The sequence below is a fragment of the Intestinimonas sp. RTP31139st1_F5_RTP31139_211217 genome, assembly GCF_040226735.1.
In the GTDB taxonomy this organism is placed as follows: Bacteria; Bacillota; Clostridia; order Oscillospirales; family Oscillospiraceae; genus Intestinimonas; species Intestinimonas butyriciproducens.
Window position 1 is genome coordinate 1 of record NZ_JBCOAQ010000022.1, and the last position, 15,280, is coordinate 15,280.

General features: G+C 59.3%; 12 protein-coding genes. 7 read left to right on the forward strand and 5 right to left on the reverse strand.

The window, feature by feature from the left end:
- Positions 1-172 precede the first annotated feature (172 nt).
- The 5 genes from ABUA09_RS12465 to ABUA09_RS12485 form a co-directional block, all read right to left on the reverse strand.
- A complete protein-coding gene (locus tag ABUA09_RS12465; RefSeq protein ID WP_033118381.1) occupies positions 173-3,244 on the reverse strand; it encodes an efflux RND transporter permease subunit in 3,072 nt (1,023 codons plus the stop codon).
- A gap of 7 nt (positions 3,245-3,251) precedes the next feature.
- Positions 3,252-4,433: an efflux RND transporter periplasmic adaptor subunit gene (locus tag ABUA09_RS12470; RefSeq protein ID WP_349949399.1), complete on the reverse strand. Its 1,182-nt coding sequence runs from the start codon at positions 4,431-4,433 to the stop codon at positions 3,252-3,254.
- 21 nt (positions 4,434-4,454) lie between these two features.
- Positions 4,455-5,780, reverse strand: a complete 1,326-nt coding sequence (locus ABUA09_RS12475) for a TolC family protein (protein WP_349949400.1) — start codon at positions 5,778-5,780, stop codon at positions 4,455-4,457.
- Positions 5,777-6,424, reverse strand: a complete 648-nt coding sequence (locus tag ABUA09_RS12480) for a TetR/AcrR family transcriptional regulator (protein WP_349949401.1) — start codon at positions 6,422-6,424, stop codon at positions 5,777-5,779. The genes ABUA09_RS12475 and ABUA09_RS12480 overlap by 4 nt, the downstream gene beginning before the upstream one ends.
- 230 nt (positions 6,425-6,654) lie before the next feature.
- A complete protein-coding gene (locus tag ABUA09_RS12485) occupies positions 6,655-7,989 on the reverse strand; it encodes an SLC13 family permease (protein ID WP_195974203.1) in 1,335 nt (444 codons plus the stop codon).
- A 425-nt stretch (positions 7,990-8,414) separates the two neighbouring features.
- Between ABUA09_RS12485 and ABUA09_RS12490 the strand changes: the two genes are divergently transcribed.
- The 7 genes from ABUA09_RS12490 (at position 8,415) to ABUA09_RS12520 (ending at position 15,246) form a co-directional block, all read left to right on the forward strand.
- On the forward strand, positions 8,415-8,933 hold the full coding sequence (locus ABUA09_RS12490; RefSeq protein ID WP_116722306.1) for a C-GCAxxG-C-C family protein: 519 nt from the start codon (positions 8,415-8,417) through the stop codon (positions 8,931-8,933).
- Positions 8,933-10,636 carry an FAD-dependent oxidoreductase gene (locus ABUA09_RS12495; protein WP_349949402.1) on the forward strand — a complete coding sequence of 568 codons (1,704 nt, stop codon included), beginning with the start codon at positions 8,933-8,935 and terminating at the stop codon, positions 10,634-10,636. The genes ABUA09_RS12490 and ABUA09_RS12495 overlap by 1 nt, the downstream gene beginning before the upstream one ends.
- A gap of 6 nt (positions 10,637-10,642) precedes the next feature.
- Complete coding sequence (locus ABUA09_RS12500; protein ID WP_033118385.1) at positions 10,643-11,314, forward strand: CoA transferase subunit A; 672 nt, start codon at positions 10,643-10,645, stop codon at positions 11,312-11,314.
- Positions 11,307-11,960, forward strand: a complete 654-nt coding sequence (locus ABUA09_RS12505; protein WP_195614953.1) for a 3-oxoacid CoA-transferase subunit B — start codon at positions 11,307-11,309, stop codon at positions 11,958-11,960. The genes ABUA09_RS12500 and ABUA09_RS12505 overlap by 8 nt, the downstream gene beginning before the upstream one ends.
- A gap of 40 nt (positions 11,961-12,000) precedes the next feature.
- A complete protein-coding gene (locus ABUA09_RS12510; protein ID WP_349949403.1) occupies positions 12,001-12,768 on the forward strand; it encodes a FadR/GntR family transcriptional regulator in 768 nt (255 codons plus the stop codon).
- A gap of 121 nt (positions 12,769-12,889) precedes the next feature.
- Positions 12,890-14,101 (forward strand): mandelate racemase/muconate lactonizing enzyme family protein, encoded by a 1,212-nt coding sequence (locus ABUA09_RS12515; RefSeq protein WP_075704698.1) that lies wholly within the window; start codon positions 12,890-12,892, stop codon positions 14,099-14,101.
- A gap of 191 nt (positions 14,102-14,292) precedes the next feature.
- Positions 14,293-15,246 (forward strand): AEC family transporter, encoded by a 954-nt coding sequence (locus ABUA09_RS12520; RefSeq protein WP_349949404.1) that lies wholly within the window; start codon positions 14,293-14,295, stop codon positions 15,244-15,246.
- The last annotated feature ends 34 nt before the right edge of the window (positions 15,247-15,280 follow it).

The window sequence follows — 15,280 nt, forward strand, 5'->3', positions numbered from 1 at the left end:
CTCTGCCTGGAGATTGACCAGAGCACCCAGAACAACGAGCAGTCCCACACCAAGATCCAGAGCTTCGCTGAGATGGCGGAGTAGCACAGACAGGCAGTGATGGAAAAAAGACCGCCGCCCTATTGCCTCATGGCATAGGGCGGCGGTCTTTTTTCGCGCGTGGGCTGGCGCGTCACTCCGCAGCGGAGGTAGCGGGGGTGGGGCGCTCCGCAGGGGGCTTTCTGCGGCGAAAGATGTGGCTGAGCTGATCGATCACAGAATAATAGACCGGAGTAAACAGCAGGGTGATAATGGTGGAAATCACCATGCCGCTGATCATGACCACACCCATGTCGGACATCATCTCATTGGTGTCCCCGATGCCCAGCGCCATGGGGACCATCGCCAGAATCGTGGTCAAAGTGGTCATCATCACTGGGCGGATGCGCAATGGGCAGGCATGGAGGATGGCCTCTTCGCGGCTCTCTCCGCGCTCCCGGCGCTGCTTGATATAGTCCACCAGGATGATGGAGGAGTTGACCACCGTGCCGGCCAGCATGATGATGGCCACCAGAGAGATCATGGACATATCCCGTCCGGTCAGCGGTAGGGCGAACAGCGCTCCGGCGAAAGCCACGGGCAGGATCATCATAATGATGACGGGCATGAGGAAGGATTCAAACTGAGAGGCCAGAATAAAGTAGACCAGACCCAGCGCCACCAGCAGAGCCAGCAGCAGGTCGGAGAAGCTTTCCATCATCTGAGAATAACTGCCGGTGATCTCGGCGGTATAGCCCTCCGGCATGGCGTATCCATCCAGAATGGCGTTGATCTCCGCGGTGATCGCGGTGGTGTTCCCACTGCGTGTATCGCCGGTGACGGTGACCTGGCGGGACTGGTTGTCCCGGGTGATGCTCTGGGGGGCCATCTCGATGCGCACATCCGCCACCGAGGAGAGGGGCACATAGCCGCCGTAAGAGGAGGCTACCGGCATGGAGCGCAGGGCGTCCAGACTGGCGGAGGAGGCGCCGTCGCCGCGGACCACCACGTCCAGCTCCTTATTGTCGATGGTGACGGTGGTGGCGGTGGTGCCGGTGAGCTCGGAGCGAACGGCAGCGCCCACGGTGGCCGCGGTAAGGCCGTACTGAGAGGCGGCCTCACGGTTCATGGTCACCTTCACCTGGGGCACCTGGTCGGCCATGGAGGTGGTCACGTCCACAGCGTCGGCCAGGCCGGAGATCTGAGCGGCCAAGTCGTCGGCAATCATGGAGAGCGTGCCGTAGTCGGTGCCGGTGATCTCCACGCTGATGTCGTCGCCGCCTCCCATCAGGGCGGTCATGTCGGAGGTGGACACCGTGATCTCACAGCCGGCGATATCCGCCAGCGCGGCCCGCAGCCCGTCTGCCACTTCGGCGCTGCTCCGGTCGCGCTCGCTCTTGTTCACCAAGGTGAGGGAGATGGTGGAGGATTCAGGCTGCGCCATATAGTACATGCTCTCCATCTCGGGCACCTGTTCCTGGGCGATGCCGGAAATGCGCTCGGAGATGGCGGAGGTTTCATCCACCTCAGAGCCAATGGGCATACTGACGCTGATGGACACCTGTCCCTGGTCCATATCCGGGATCAGCACCATATTGGTGGAGAGACAGGACACCACAAAGACAACCGTCAGGGCAACGGAAACCAGCATCGCCAGTCCCAGGTGGCGCACAAAAAAGCCCAACAGCTTTTGGTAGAGCGCCATCAGGGGATTGGCACGGGACTTCCGGGAGGCCCTGCGGAGGTTCTGCCTGCGAATTTTCTCCTCGTCCAGCAGGAAATAGCACAGCAGGGGCACCAGCGTCAGCGCGATGACCAGGGAGGCCAGGATCAGAAAGGCGATGGTCAGGCAGAAATCTTTGAACATCATGCCGGCCAGCCCCCCGGTGAGGCCCAGGGGCAGAAAGACGGCCACCGTGGTCAGGGTGGAGGCCATGACGGAGGTGGTGACCTCCTTGGTGCCCTCCACGCAGGACTCCATACGGCTGTGGCCCTCGCCGGCAAAGCGATAGATATTCTCCAGCACCACGATGGAGTTGTCCACGATCATGCCCACGCCCATGGCGATGCCGCCCAGACTCATCATGTTCAGCGTGAGGTCAAAGACATTCATCAGGATGAACACGGTCAGGATGCAGACGGGCATGGAGACGGCGATGGTCATGGTGGCGCCCCAGCGGCGCAGGAACAGGAACACCACGATGGCCGCCAGGACTACGCCCAGCACAATGTTCTGCATGGCGGATTCCACCGACAGATTGATATAGTCAGAGGCCAGGTAAGGGGTGGCGTATTGCATGGAGGGGTTGTCCGCCTTCAGCTCCGCCAGACGCGCCTCGACTGCGTTGGAAACGGCCACCTCGTTGGCGCCGGACTGCTTGGAGACCTGGAGCAGGACGCAGTTTGTGCCGTCCATGGTGGCAATGGTATCCGGGTCCGTGGTCTCCAGAGCTACGGTGGCCACTTCCGTGAGACGTATGGTCCCGCCGGTGGGCAGGGCCAGGATCATGTTGGCTACGTCGTCCACCGTCTGAAACTTGGCGTCGGTACTCACCGTCAGAGTTTTGGAACCATTCTTCATGTCGCCGCCGGGGTAGATGAGATTTTCCGCAGCCAGGAACTGTGAGATATAAGCATTGGAAAGGCCGAAGCCGGCAGCCCGGGTGGGGTCCACCTCCACGGCAATCTGCTGATCCACGCCGCCGTAAATATCCACAGAGGCCACGCCGGCCACACGCTCCAGCGCAGGGACCACGGTATCCTCGGCCATGGTCTGGAGTTGCGCCAGATCATCGCCCATAAGGGCGACCATAGCGGTGGGCATCATGTCGCTGATGTTCATGTTGACGATGACCGGATCGATGGCTCCGTCAGGGAGGGAGACCATATCAAACTGCTCCCGCAGTTTGGTGGCGGCGATGTCCACGTCGGTGCCGTCCACATAGGTGATCTGGATCTGGGTCGTGCTGTCGGAGGAGACGGACTGCACCTCGTCCACGCCAGGCACCGACATAACGGCGGCCTCCAGGGGGCGGGTCACCAGTTCCTCCATATCGCTGGGGCTGGCGCCGTTATAGTAGCAGATCACCACGGCGGCCGGGTATTCCATGTTGGGCAGCAGCGCCATCTGGAGCTGAGTGGTAAAGACCAGGCCGAAGATGGCGATCATGATGACGGCCAGCAGCGTGGTCACCTTATGCTTGATACAAAATTTCGCAGTACTCATGTGGGCATCAGTCCTCCCCGGTTACGATCCGGACCGGGGCACCGTCGGAGAGATAGGCCTGTCCTACGGTGACAAGCTGCTGCCCGGCCTCCAGGCCGGAGGTGATCTCCGTTACGCCGTTTCCGGTGAGGCCGGTGGTCACCTCCACATAACGGGCAGTATCGCCCTCCACCACATAGACATATTGGGTGCCTCCGCTGGTCAGAACAGCCTGGGCGGGGATTACGATGGTGTCAGCAGAGGTGTCGGTATGGAACGTCACGTCGGCAAACATACCAGAGAGCAGACCATCCACCTCGGAGGGGATGGTGACCGTGACAGTATACAGCTTGGTCTGGGCATTGGCGGTCTTGTCCACGGCGCGGATGGTGCCGGTGAAGGAGGCACCAACGGAGCTGACGGTCACATCCACGCTGTCGCCGATGGAGAGCTTGGGCACCAGCGCCTCGGAGACGGTGACGGCAATCTTGAGCTGGTCCACCCCGTCGATGACGGCCACGGGCATGGCGCTGGAGACAAAGCCGTCCTTCTCTGCGGACAGGGACAGCAGTACGCCGGAGATAGGGGCAATGACGTTGCCGCGGGCATCCACATTTTCCAGAGCGGTGGCCAACTGTTCCACGCTGGCTTTGGCGCTTTGGATACCGGCCTCAAGCTGTGAGAGCGTGGAGTCCCGTGTGACCTGGGCCGACATCAGGGTCAGCTCGGCGGCGTCGATCTCCGACTGGGAAGCCGCGCCGATCTCCTGCAGGGCTTTCAGGTCGTTGACGTTTTTCTCATAGAGAGCGATTTGCTTATCAAACAGGGCGGCCTGATCCTGGTAGCTCTGTACGGCGGAGGTATAGCCGATATTGGCAGCCTCATAAGAGGAGAGTGTGCTGGCAAGGTCCAGCGTGCAGAGGGCTTGGCCGGCACGGACGGTGTCGCCCACCTCGACATAGACCGCCGTGCACTTGGCCGATGTGGCCACAAAGACCGACGCATCCAGGTCGGAGGTCACCTTTCCGGAGACCTTATTCTCTGAGGAAATGGTATCAGAGGCCACGGTCTCCACCTGGACGGCGGTACCGGCGGGTACGGACGTGCCGGCATCAGGGCTGGGCTGGCTGTCATCCTTGCCGCAGGCGGTAAGGGACAGGGTCAGCAGGCCGGCCAGCAGCAGGGAAACTATGGGTTTTTGATGAGTCATGGGTCGGAGTCCTCCTTATATTCAGTTCAAGATGCCGTGCTCGACAGCCCAGCAATAGGAGTTATATGCGGAAAACAGGTCCAGCTCGGCCTTCTCCACCGACTCCTGAGCGGCACTCACCTGATCGGCCGCATCCAGCAGAGCGTTCTGAGAGAGGTTCCCCTGCTCATATTTGAGCTGCAGGGAGGCATAGGTCGCCTCCTGGCTGGAGAGGGCGGCGCGGGAGGCGGAGAGGATCTGCTGGTAGTCCTTGACCTGCATATACAGGGTCCGGAAGTTCATTTCAAAGTTCTGGATCGTGGCGTTATATGTATGCTGGGCGGCTTGAAGCGTATGCTGGGCGGAAACGAGCTGGTACTTGCTGGTGTCATAATGGTAGTCCTTGGCGGTATCCTTGTAGTCCTCTTCGGCATCCTCCAGGGTCTTTTGGGCGGCATAGAGGTCATAGCTGGCCTCACGCGCGGCGGTCAGGTCAGCCTCCAGATCCATGGCGTCCAGCCGGGCCTGGGGGACCTCGGGCAGGGGCTGGAGTAGCATTTTACCGGTGAGATCGGCGCCGATCATCAGCTCAAGCTGCATATTGTAATTGGTAATGTTCATATCCAGCGTGGCCTGACTGCTGAGCAGAGAGGGGCGGCCGGCCTTCACCTGGTCCAGCGTCAGGGCGGAGATCTGGCCCAGTTCATAGCGAAGCTCCATCTCCTGAATGGAGCGGTCCAGCGCTGTCAGGGAGCGGTCCAGCGTACCGCGGTTGATGTCCATCTCCAGCAGAGCCACGTAAAGGGACTCGGCCGCCTTGACGATTTGATCCTGCGCATTGCGGAGCTGAAGCACAATGTCGGCGTTGTCCTGCTGCAGCTCGCCGTCTTTAAGGGAGTCAAAGGTGGCCCGCAGGGACTGATAGCTCTGCTTGAGGGTGCCGGCGGTGTAAGAGTCTGACATGCCGAACTGGATCAGCATCCACTGCGCGTCGGCGATATCATTCAACGAGTCGCGCAGGTCGTCATACATCTCATCATAGTCCAGCGCCTCGATGGAGGCTATGGTCTCGTCCAACGCCAGCAGGTTGCAATTGCCCTCCCGCAGACGGCGCTCCAGATTGTCAAAGGATAGGGTGCCGACCGGGGAGGACTGGGTTTCCCCCGAGGCGGCCGGCTCCGCCGCCTCGGCCGATCCCTCCGGCGATTCCGGCGCGGGGGCTGTGTCGGGGGCGGCGGTCTCTGCGATGCCCTGTGTTTCCGAGGCAACGGGCGTCTCCTCTGTCTGCCCCGCTGCGAGAACGGATACCACACACAGAGAGAGGGTCATGGCCACAGCCAAAAACAGAGCGATTCCTCTTCGATTCATACTTGTTTTCCTCCTTGCTGCTGCTGCGGGGCCTCTTGACAGGGCAGGAGGCAGCCGCGTTTTACGATTTCGATCCTCTCCCGCAGCACGGTTCGCTGAAGCGCAGCGCGGTCCGTGTGGGCAAAGGTATCCATGATCACAGAGATAAGACACATGATGGACAGGAAAAAGGCGGATTCGACAAAGTTGCGGTCCCTGCATCGAAACTGCGCGGTATCAATGAGCGGGAACAGCTCATCCGGCAAAAAGAAAGGGGGCTTGGAAAAGGTCTGGAACATATCCATTCCCGGATTGATCCGCAGGATCTGGATGCAGCGCCTGGGCATCAGGTCGCCGCGCTCCCGCCTCTGGAGGAACTGATCGTATGCCAGCATCGGTAGGGAGAACAGGTCACCATCCACATCCAACAGCAGAGACTTTAGGGCCTGGATAAAATGGTTTCGTACGTCGTCCAACAGATAGAAAAAGAGGTCCTCTTTCCCGTCAAAGTATTGATAAAAGCTGCCCCGCGGAATTCCGGCAGCCTGAATGATCTTATTAATGGATACGTCGGCATAACTGATGTGGGTAAACTCCTCCCAAGCGGACTCCATCAGGCGCATCCTTTTTTCCTCCGGCAGGCGGAAAAAAGTTCCCGTCGGCATGTGCTCAACTCCTATATGACAAGCTGTCATATATTATAAAAAGGCAGTTACTCTATGTCAACTGTTTTTTCAGGTTTCTGATTTTTCCTACAGGTTTCACCATCGAGCGGAGAAGAAGGACGTCAATTGCCCACACAAAGGCGCAAAAAGATAAGGAAAAGGCCGGACTGATCACAGTCCGGCCTTTTCCTTATTGGGAATTGGAAAGGATAGGAGGGGAATGCGGAGGGTTAGAAGGGATACATGACCGGAGCGAGGGCCGCAGCGGCAATCATCAGAATGATGGCCAACGGACCGCCGATTTTCATGTAGTCCATATATTTATAGCCGGCTGGGAGAGTCTGGGTGCAGGCGGGAGTGCCGACCGGGGTGGCGCAGGCCAGGTTGGTGGCCACGCAGCCGATGGCGATGACAAAGGGAACAGGACTTACCCCAAGGCTGTTGGCGATCTGGATATAGATGGGGGTCATCATGGCGGCCAGCGCCGTGTTGGACATAAAATTGGTCAGGATTGTTGTGACAATAACGCCTACGGCCATCAGAACGGCAGTGGAGGCCTCCTGCCCGCCGAAGAGATTCAGCACCGCATCGGCGATGACCTTGCCGCCGCCGGACACATCCAGCCCCTTGGCAAAGCCCTGGGCGGCGGCCAGAATGACCAGCGTGTTCCAGTCCATCTCGGCCAGCGTCTTTTTCAGGGGCATGCAGCCGCTGGTGATAAGGACTGTGGCGCCGATCAAAGCCACGACGGCCACGTTGATGTAGGGCTTGAAGGCCGCCTGATCGGTCAAGACAAAGCCCACGATGCAGAGGAGGAGGACGATCAGGGAGAACCAGCCCTTCCAGGCGGGGACATCATTTTGTGTTTCATCAGAAGTTTTGCTGGCCAGATCGGCATAGTAGTTGCCCTTGTCAAAGTCGGGGCTCTCCGGCTTCAGTACCTTCTTGGTGAGGGAGTAACCGACCGTAGCAAAGTAGACGATCATGATGAGGCACAGGGGAATCATGATTTTCGTCTGATCGAAGAGGCTCAGACCGTCCTCGTAGCCGGCCACCCCCATCAGAACGGCGTTGGCGGTCTGCTGGGAGGTGGAACCCACCAGGGTGCCCGCACCGCCGACGGCACAGGCAATGCCGGCGGCCAGAATGACCATCTTGGAACGGATCACGCCGTTGGACTTGGCGGCCACGGCGGCAATCAGGGGCATCCACATGGCGATGGTGCCGGAATTGGACAGGAAGGCGGACATCACTGTGCAGCAGATCACCACGGCGATGAGGAAGGTCCGCTCGTTTTTGGCGACGGCACTTTTGCCGAGGGCCTTGCCGATCTTATTCGCCATGCCCGTTTTGAAGAGCGCATCGCCGACGATGCACATGCCGGCCACCATGATGACGTTGTTGCTGGAAAAGCCGGAGTAGATGTCGCTCAGCTTCATCTCCGGAACGAGGATGCCCATTGCCAGGGAGGCGATCATAGCGGTCATTGCCAGAGGAATCTTTTCCAGAATGAAGGAAACGATTGTAATAACTGTGATGACAATTGCAATGGTGCTGGAGTCCATACTGATTCTCCTCTCGTCTTTCTGTGAATCTCCAGGAGTAAGTGCTACAAATGACATCCCGATATTACTGGTATACCACGCCCGAAAAATAAAATAGCACAGGTTGTCTAAAAAGTCAAGCTAAGAATGTGCCAAGAATTGATGAAAACGTAAAATGTCCTTTTGCAAAAAAGAAGAAGAGAAAATTATTTTGAAAGAAATAGGGCCGAAAAATATTGCGGCCGTAGGAAAATATCGGGGAATAGGGGGGATCGGAATTTTGGTATACCAATAAACTGTTGACAAATGCAACCAGCTCATGTAGACTAAAGCCATCCCGAGAGAGCCAGAGTACCTGAATTGGATCCAACCGGCAGGTGTACCACCCCTTCACTTTCCCTTGGTTCCCACTGAACCGACTTTGACTTTGAGAGGATTCACACGACATGGAAAACGAAAAAGACATGGGCACCGTAGTCTCTGACTACGCGATCGAAAATTTCAAGAATGGACTCAACTGCGCAGAGAGCGTGATGGATGCCCTGGTGCGCAGCGGTGCGCTGAAGGACTCACCTGAGATTGTGGGACTGTGCACCGGCTTTGGAGGCGGGATCGGCCTGGCGGGCTATACCTGTGGGGCGCTGTCCGCCGCAGTCATGGCCAACAGTGCGGTCTACGGTCGGCCTGAGCCCTGGAAGGTAGACGCCGAGGTGCGGGGCTCTGAGATCGCGGAGAAGTACTATCGGCGTTATAATCGCATGGTACAGGACTTCATAGCACGGAACGGCAGCGCACTGTGCGGAGAGATCTGTGCGCCTTATGGCGACTTCCACTGCAAGGAGCGCCGGATCGGCTGCCTCAAAATGATCGGCGCCACCGCCAAGCTGGCCTATGAATATCTTCAGATGACGCAGGATGAGGCGTTTGCGCTGCCCTATGGCCCCAATTTGGGAGGGAAAGAATAATGAAAGTCGTAATCATTGGCGGTGTGGCGGGCGGCGCCAGCGCCGCCGCCCGTCTGAGACGCCTGGATGAACAGGCGGAGATCCTTCTGTTCGAACGGGGAGAATACATCTCTTTTGCAAACTGCGGGCTGCCCTATTACATCGGCGGCACCATCCAGAAACGGAATAAGCTGCTCCTGCAAACGCCGGAATCCATGAAGGAGCGGTTCAACGTAGAAGTGCGCGTGCAGTGCGAAGTGACGGCCATCGATCGGGCCCGCAAGGTTGTGACGGTCCTCGACCTCACCAGCGGAAAGACCTATGAGGAACGCTACGACAAACTGGTGCTCTCGCCCGGTGCGGCGCCCATGCGCCCGGACTTCCCGGGTTCCATGCTGCCCAATGTATTCACACTGCGGAACATGGCGGACTGCGACGCCATCAAGGGATATCTGACCGAGTCCAAGCCAGCCAGGGCCCTGGTGGTGGGCGGCGGCTTCATCGGCGTGGAGATGGTGGAGAATCTGGTCCACGCCGGAGTGGACGTCACGGCCATTGAGCTGGCGGACCAGGTGCTGGCCCCGCTGGACTACGAGATGGCGTGTATGGTCCATCAGGAGATGCGGGCCCACGGGGTAGACCTCAGACTGTCCACCGGTCTGGAGGCCATCGAGCAGGAGGGTGCGGGCCTCGCATGCACCCTCAGTGGCGGGGGCAAGGTCTTTGCCGATATGGTCCTGCTGGCCATTGGCGTTCGGGCGGACCATGCCCTGGCACAGCAGGCCGGCCTGGAGCTGGACATCAAGGGATCCATTCGGGTGGATGAGCATATGGCTACTTCGGACCCGGATATCTATGCCGTGGGCGACGCAGTCGCCGTATCTGACTTTGTATCCGGGGAGAAGGCGGTCCTGCCTCTGGCGGGCCCCGCCAACCGGCAGGGCCGCATGGTGGCAGACCTCATCAACGGCCGCGAGGCCTCCTATGAGGGGACCCAGGGCACCATGATCTGCAAGGTGTTCGACCTTTCCGCCGGCGCCACCGGTAACAATGAGAAGCAGCTCCGGGCCAGCGGGCGGGCCTATGACAAAGTGTATGTGCATCCCTCCTCCCACGCCGGCTATTATCCCGGTGCGGAGACCCTCTCACTGAAACTCCTCTTCGATCCTGCGTCCGGCGTGATTTTGGGCGCTCAGGCCGTGGGCAAGGAGGGCGTGGATAAGCGTATCGACGTGATCGCCACTGCCATGCGGGGCAGAATGACGGTGCAGGACCTGGAAAAGCTGGAGCTGTGCTATGCGCCTCCCTTCTCCTCGGCGAAAGACCCCGTCAATATGGCGGGATTTACGGCCTGCAACGTAATGAAGGGCGATCTGCGTCAGATATTTATTGAGGACTTGAAGGATCTGGACCCGGAGAAGGATCTTCTGGTGGATATCCGGACCCAGGGCGAATACGATGCGGGGACCATCGGCAACGCGGTGCTCATCCCCCTTGACTCCATCCGGGACCGCCTTGCAGAGTTCCCCAAGGATAAGCGGGTCGTTATTTTCTGCCGTGCCGGACTGCGGGGCTATATCGGCTACCGTATTCTGGTGCAGAATGGGATCACCAATGTCTATAATCTTAGCGGCGGCTACCTCACCTGGGAGCCGGTCTATGGGGCAAAAAACAAATCATGCGGGGGTGGTAAAACCACGCGTATTCCAAAAGAAAAGGCGTGAAAGAAAATGAATAAAGTGGTCAGCCGTGAGACGGCGCTGGAACGGGTAAAGTCCGGCCAGACCCTCATGGTAGGAGATTTTCTTGCCACAGGCACGCCCGAATACCTCATTGACGGGGTGATGGAGCGGGATATCTCTGCGCTTACGATGATCTCCTGCACCACCGGTATGCCGGACAAAGGCTGCGGCAAGCTGATTGTGGGGAAACGGGTCAAGAAAGTGATCACCTCCCACATCGGGACCAACCCTGAGACCGGACGCCAGATGATGGCCGGCGAGCTGGAAGTGGAATTTTCTCCCCAAGGGACGCTGGCGGAGCGGATTCGCTGCGGCGGGGCCGGGCTGGGCGGGGTCCTGACGCCCACTGGACTGGGTACCACGGTCGCGGAGGGAAAAGAGGTCGTGACGGTCCAGGGACAGGAGTATTTGCTGGAGACGGCCCTCCACGGCGAAGTGGCGCTGATCAAGGCGTGGAAAGCGGATGAGCGGGGGAATCTGGTCTACCGCCATACCTCTCATAATTATAATCCGCTGTGCGCGATGGCTGCGGATCTGGTCATCGCCGAGGTGGAGGAGGTGGTCCCGGTGGGCGGGCTGCTCCCTGACGAGATCGACACGCCGGGCGCACTGGTGGACATGGTGGTCCTAGCGCCGAAGGGAGGAGAAAAACATGAGTGACTCCCGTGTACGGATTGCGCGCCGTGTGACAAAATTTCTCCAGAACGGTGATCTGGTAAATCTGGGTATCGGACTGCCCACCCTGGTGGCGAACTACCTTCCTGAGGGCCTGGAAGTAGAGTTCCAGTCGGAAAACGGGCTCATCGGCCTGGGCGGCGCGCCCGAGACCGGACAGGAGGACCAGGATATCACCAACGCGGGCGCACAGCCTGCCACCTTGGCGATGGGCGCGTCCTGCTTTGACAGCGCGATGTCCTTCGCCGTTATCCGCGGCGGACATGTGGGCGTCACTGTCCTGGGCGCCCTGGAAGTGGACCAGGAGGGCAACCTGGCAAACTGGATCGTACCGGGGAAGATGGTGCCCGGCATGGGCGGCGCCATGGACCTGGTGGCCGGCGCCAAGACGGTGATCGTGGCCATGGAGCACTGCACCAAGGCCGGGGCCAGCAAAGTGCTCAAGCACTGCACCCTTCCCCTTACGGCCAGCAGGCGGGTCAAATACATCGTTACAGAGCTGGCGGTCCTGAAGGTCACGGAACATGGACTGGAGCTTATGGAGACAGCCCCGGGCGTGACCCCGGGGGAGGTCCAGGAAAAGACTGAGGCAACCCTACTGATCCCAGACACCGTGGGATGTATGGAGTAGTACCTATCAATTGGAAATTCCCTTAGGAGGACGGATTATCATGGCTGTTACGGCTGATTCAGAAAAGGAAAAGAACCTGTTCCCGCCTGTAGACCGCTTCAAGATGGCGGCCCCCACCAGGCTCTACGAGAGCATCATCGCGGATATCAGCGACCGTATCTCGCGGGGCGTATTGAAGCCGGGCGATATTCTCCCGTCGGAGCGGGAGCTGGCGGAGCAGTTCCAACTCAGCCGTATCCCGGTACGGGAGGCCCTGAAGATTCTGGAGTTTTTGGGTGTGATCAGCTATGTACCTGGAAAGGGCATGTACGTCCAGCCTCTGGAGGTGCCGGCCCTGGTCAGCAAGATCTTTTTTGGGCTGAACACCAGTTCAGACAACATTCGTCAGCTCTTTGAGGTCCGCCTCCTGCTGGAGACCTACGCGGCCCGTTACGGCGCGGAGCGGAGGACCGAGGAGGACCTGGAAGAGTTGCGCGGCGCTGTGGAGCATATGCCCGGCGAAGAGGGGGCTCAGATCGAAGAGTCCTTGCGCTTCCACATGGGCGTGATCAAGACGGCGCACAATGATATCATCACGGAGTTCTACAAGTTTCTCTCCACCCTGCTGACCGAGGCAAGGGAACGGACGCATATGGAAAAGCGGTTCGCCAGCCAGCCGCTCTATTACCATACGGAGATTTTCCATGCGATAGAGGAAAAGGACAGCCAGCGCGCCGCCGACCTCATGCGCGACCATCTGCGGATGGAGATGGAGTATCTGGACCGGGAGGATGCCCGGACATCTCTGCTCGACGCCGCATCCAACTGAGACGGCGGCGGCTGTGGCGGAGCCCGCGGGGCCCCGCCACAGAGAGGGAGATCAACACGATAAAGCGGTATACCAATATGACCAATAAAAGCTGATCAAATTTGAAACGGAGGAAAAGGTTATGAAAATCGTCAGCGTAGATGTCATGCAGGTCCCCAGTGGAAACGCAGGGTCCTCCCGCGGCGCTTGGAGTCCGGTCGTCGTCCGGGTGAATACCGATGAGGGGATCAGCGGATTCGGGGAGGTAGGTCTGGCCTACGGCAAGGGCTGGCGCGCCGGGTTCGGCATGGTGCAGGATTTTGCCGAGCAGATCATCGGTATGGACCCCATGAACAATGAGCAGATTTGGGAGACCATTTTCCGCAAGACCTTCTGGGGCATGGGCGGAGGCACCGTGGTCAACGCAGGTATCAGTGGCATCGACATTGCCCTGTGGGATATCAAGGGCAAGGCGCTGGGCGTGCCCATCCACACGCTGCTGGGCGGAAAGATGAACGATAATCTCCGTACTTATGCCAGCCAGCTCCAGTACAACTGGGGGACCAACCTCACCAAGCAGCGTCTGGTGGAGCCCGAAGAGTACGCGGAGGTCACCCGTGTGGCCATGGCGGAGGGCTATGATGCCATTAAGGTGGACCCCATCGTGATCCCCGGCGAAGAGGGCAAGCCCTGGAAGATCACCGGTCCGCTGGAGAACCGTGTGATCAGGACGGTGTACAACCGTGTAGCTGCTATGCGCGAGGTCGGTGGAGAGGACCTGGATATCATCATTGAGATGCACTCCAACACTGATACCACGGCCGCCATTCAGATCGGCCATGCGCTGGAGGACCTGCGCATCTTCTACTATGAGGAGCCCTGCCATCCCCTCAACGTGCAGAACATGGTCGAGGTGCGCAACGCCGTCAACATCCCCATCGCCACCGGCGAGCGCATTTACACCCGCTGGGGCTACCGCGATTTCTTTGAGAAGCGCGCCATCGATGTCATCCAGCCCGATATCTGCCTGTGCGGCGGGCTGACGGAGGCCAAGAAGATCTGCGACATGTCCCATACCTACGACTGCGCTGCGCAGATCCACGTTTGCGGCAGCCCCATCTCCAAGGCGGCGGCCCTGCAGATCGAGGCGGCCATCCCCAACTTCATCATTCACGAGCATCACCAGCGCGCTCTGAGCCCCGCCATGCGGGAGACCTGCCTGTACGACTATCAGCCTGTGAACGGCAAGTACAAGGTCCCCGACCTGCCCGGCCTGGGCCAGGAGCTGACCCCCGAGACCATCAAGAAGTGTGAGATTGTCACGGTGACCACCCGCCTGCCCTATATGGGCTGAGTCCGGCGTGGCGAATCAGTGAAAAAGAGCGGCCTGAGCGCCGGGGCCATTCGGCCCGGCGCTCAGGCCGGTTCTTTTGGCATGACCGCTCCGGGGAAGAGAGGGACGGGGCGGTGGCGGCTGACATTTCGGCTCCCCTGTGGTATAATAAAAAATTACGAGTGCAAGTCGCCGGAGTGGGAGATGTGGGTATGATCGTTCATGTGATAGAGACGGTGTTGTCCCTGGTGCTGCTGATCGGGGTCGGCTGGTGGATTGCCGGACGCCCCTGGTGCGGGAAGGCCGGTACGGATCTGTTTTCCAAATTTACCGCCAAGATCGCCATTCCCTGTTATATGTTCTACAACATGCTGGAGACCTGCGGAACCCGGGAAGAACTGCTGTCTCTCTTCACCAGCCTGCCGGTGCCTCTGTTCACTATTTTTTGCAGTCTGCTTCTGGCGCTGGTCCTGGTCCGGCTCTGCCGGGTGGAGTGGGGGCGCAGAGGGGTATTTCTCAATGCGGTCACCTTCTCTAATGTTGTGATCATCGGGTTCCCGGTGGTGACCTCTCTCTTTGGAGAGGAGAGCCTCCCGGCCGCGATGCGCTATTATATGGCGAACACACTGCTCTTTTGGACGCTGGGGGTCTATCTCCTGCGCCACTTTGGGGGCGCGGGCGGGCCTCAGACGCTGGGAACCACCCTGAGGGGGATCCTATCGCCGTCCATCCTGGGGATGCTGGCAGGGCTCCTTGTGGTGCTGCTGGAGCTTCCCGTGCCCCAATTTCTGTTCAGCGCCGTCACCACCCTCAAAGGGACCACTACCGCGCTGGCCATGGTTTTTGTGGGCTGCGTGATCCGGGGCACGGACTTCAGCCAGATGAAGCTCACCCGGGACCTGGCCGTGGTGGTGCTGGTCCGCCTGCTCCTCTTCCCAGTGTTTGTAGGTGTACTGGTTGCGGCGCTCCCCATCGACAGCCTGACGAAACAGGTCTATTTCGTCTTTGCCACCATGCCGGCTATGACGCAGATGGGAATTATGGCGCGGGAGACCGGCAGCGACTATGAATTTGCAGCGGTGCTTATCACGGTCACTACGATTTTGAGCATGGCGGCCATCCCGATCTATATGGGGATCGTGACCCATTTCCATCTCTTCCTGTAGGAGCGCGGGAAATAGGAAACCGGGTGGGGGGGAA

Excerpts from the sequence above, each read along its gene's own strand:
- ABUA09_RS12465 (WP_033118381.1), bottom strand. The coding sequence starts at position 3,244 with ATGAGTACTGCGAAATTTTGTATCAAGCATAAGGTGACCACGCTGCTG.
- ABUA09_RS12470 (WP_349949399.1), bottom strand. The coding sequence starts at position 4,433 with ATGACTCATCAAAAACCCATAGTTTCCCTGCTGCTGGCCGGCCTGCTG.
- ABUA09_RS12475 (WP_349949400.1), bottom strand. The coding sequence starts at position 5,780 with ATGAATCGAAGAGGAATCGCTCTGTTTTTGGCTGTGGCCATGACCCTC.
- ABUA09_RS12480 (WP_349949401.1), bottom strand. The coding sequence starts at position 6,424 with ATGCCGACGGGAACTTTTTTCCGCCTGCCGGAGGAAAAAAGGATGCGC.
- ABUA09_RS12485 (WP_195974203.1), bottom strand. The coding sequence starts at position 7,989 with ATGGACTCCAGCACCATTGCAATTGTCATCACAGTTATTACAATCGTT.
- ABUA09_RS12490 (WP_116722306.1), top strand. The coding sequence starts at position 8,415 with ATGGAAAACGAAAAAGACATGGGCACCGTAGTCTCTGACTACGCGATC.
- ABUA09_RS12495 (WP_349949402.1), top strand. The coding sequence starts at position 8,933 with ATGAAAGTCGTAATCATTGGCGGTGTGGCGGGCGGCGCCAGCGCCGCC.
- ABUA09_RS12500 (WP_033118385.1), top strand. The coding sequence starts at position 10,643 with ATGAATAAAGTGGTCAGCCGTGAGACGGCGCTGGAACGGGTAAAGTCC.
- ABUA09_RS12505 (WP_195614953.1), top strand. The coding sequence starts at position 11,307 with ATGAGTGACTCCCGTGTACGGATTGCGCGCCGTGTGACAAAATTTCTC.
- ABUA09_RS12510 (WP_349949403.1), top strand. The coding sequence starts at position 12,001 with ATGGCTGTTACGGCTGATTCAGAAAAGGAAAAGAACCTGTTCCCGCCT.
- ABUA09_RS12515 (WP_075704698.1), top strand. The coding sequence starts at position 12,890 with ATGAAAATCGTCAGCGTAGATGTCATGCAGGTCCCCAGTGGAAACGCA.
- ABUA09_RS12520 (WP_349949404.1), top strand. The coding sequence starts at position 14,293 with ATGATCGTTCATGTGATAGAGACGGTGTTGTCCCTGGTGCTGCTGATC.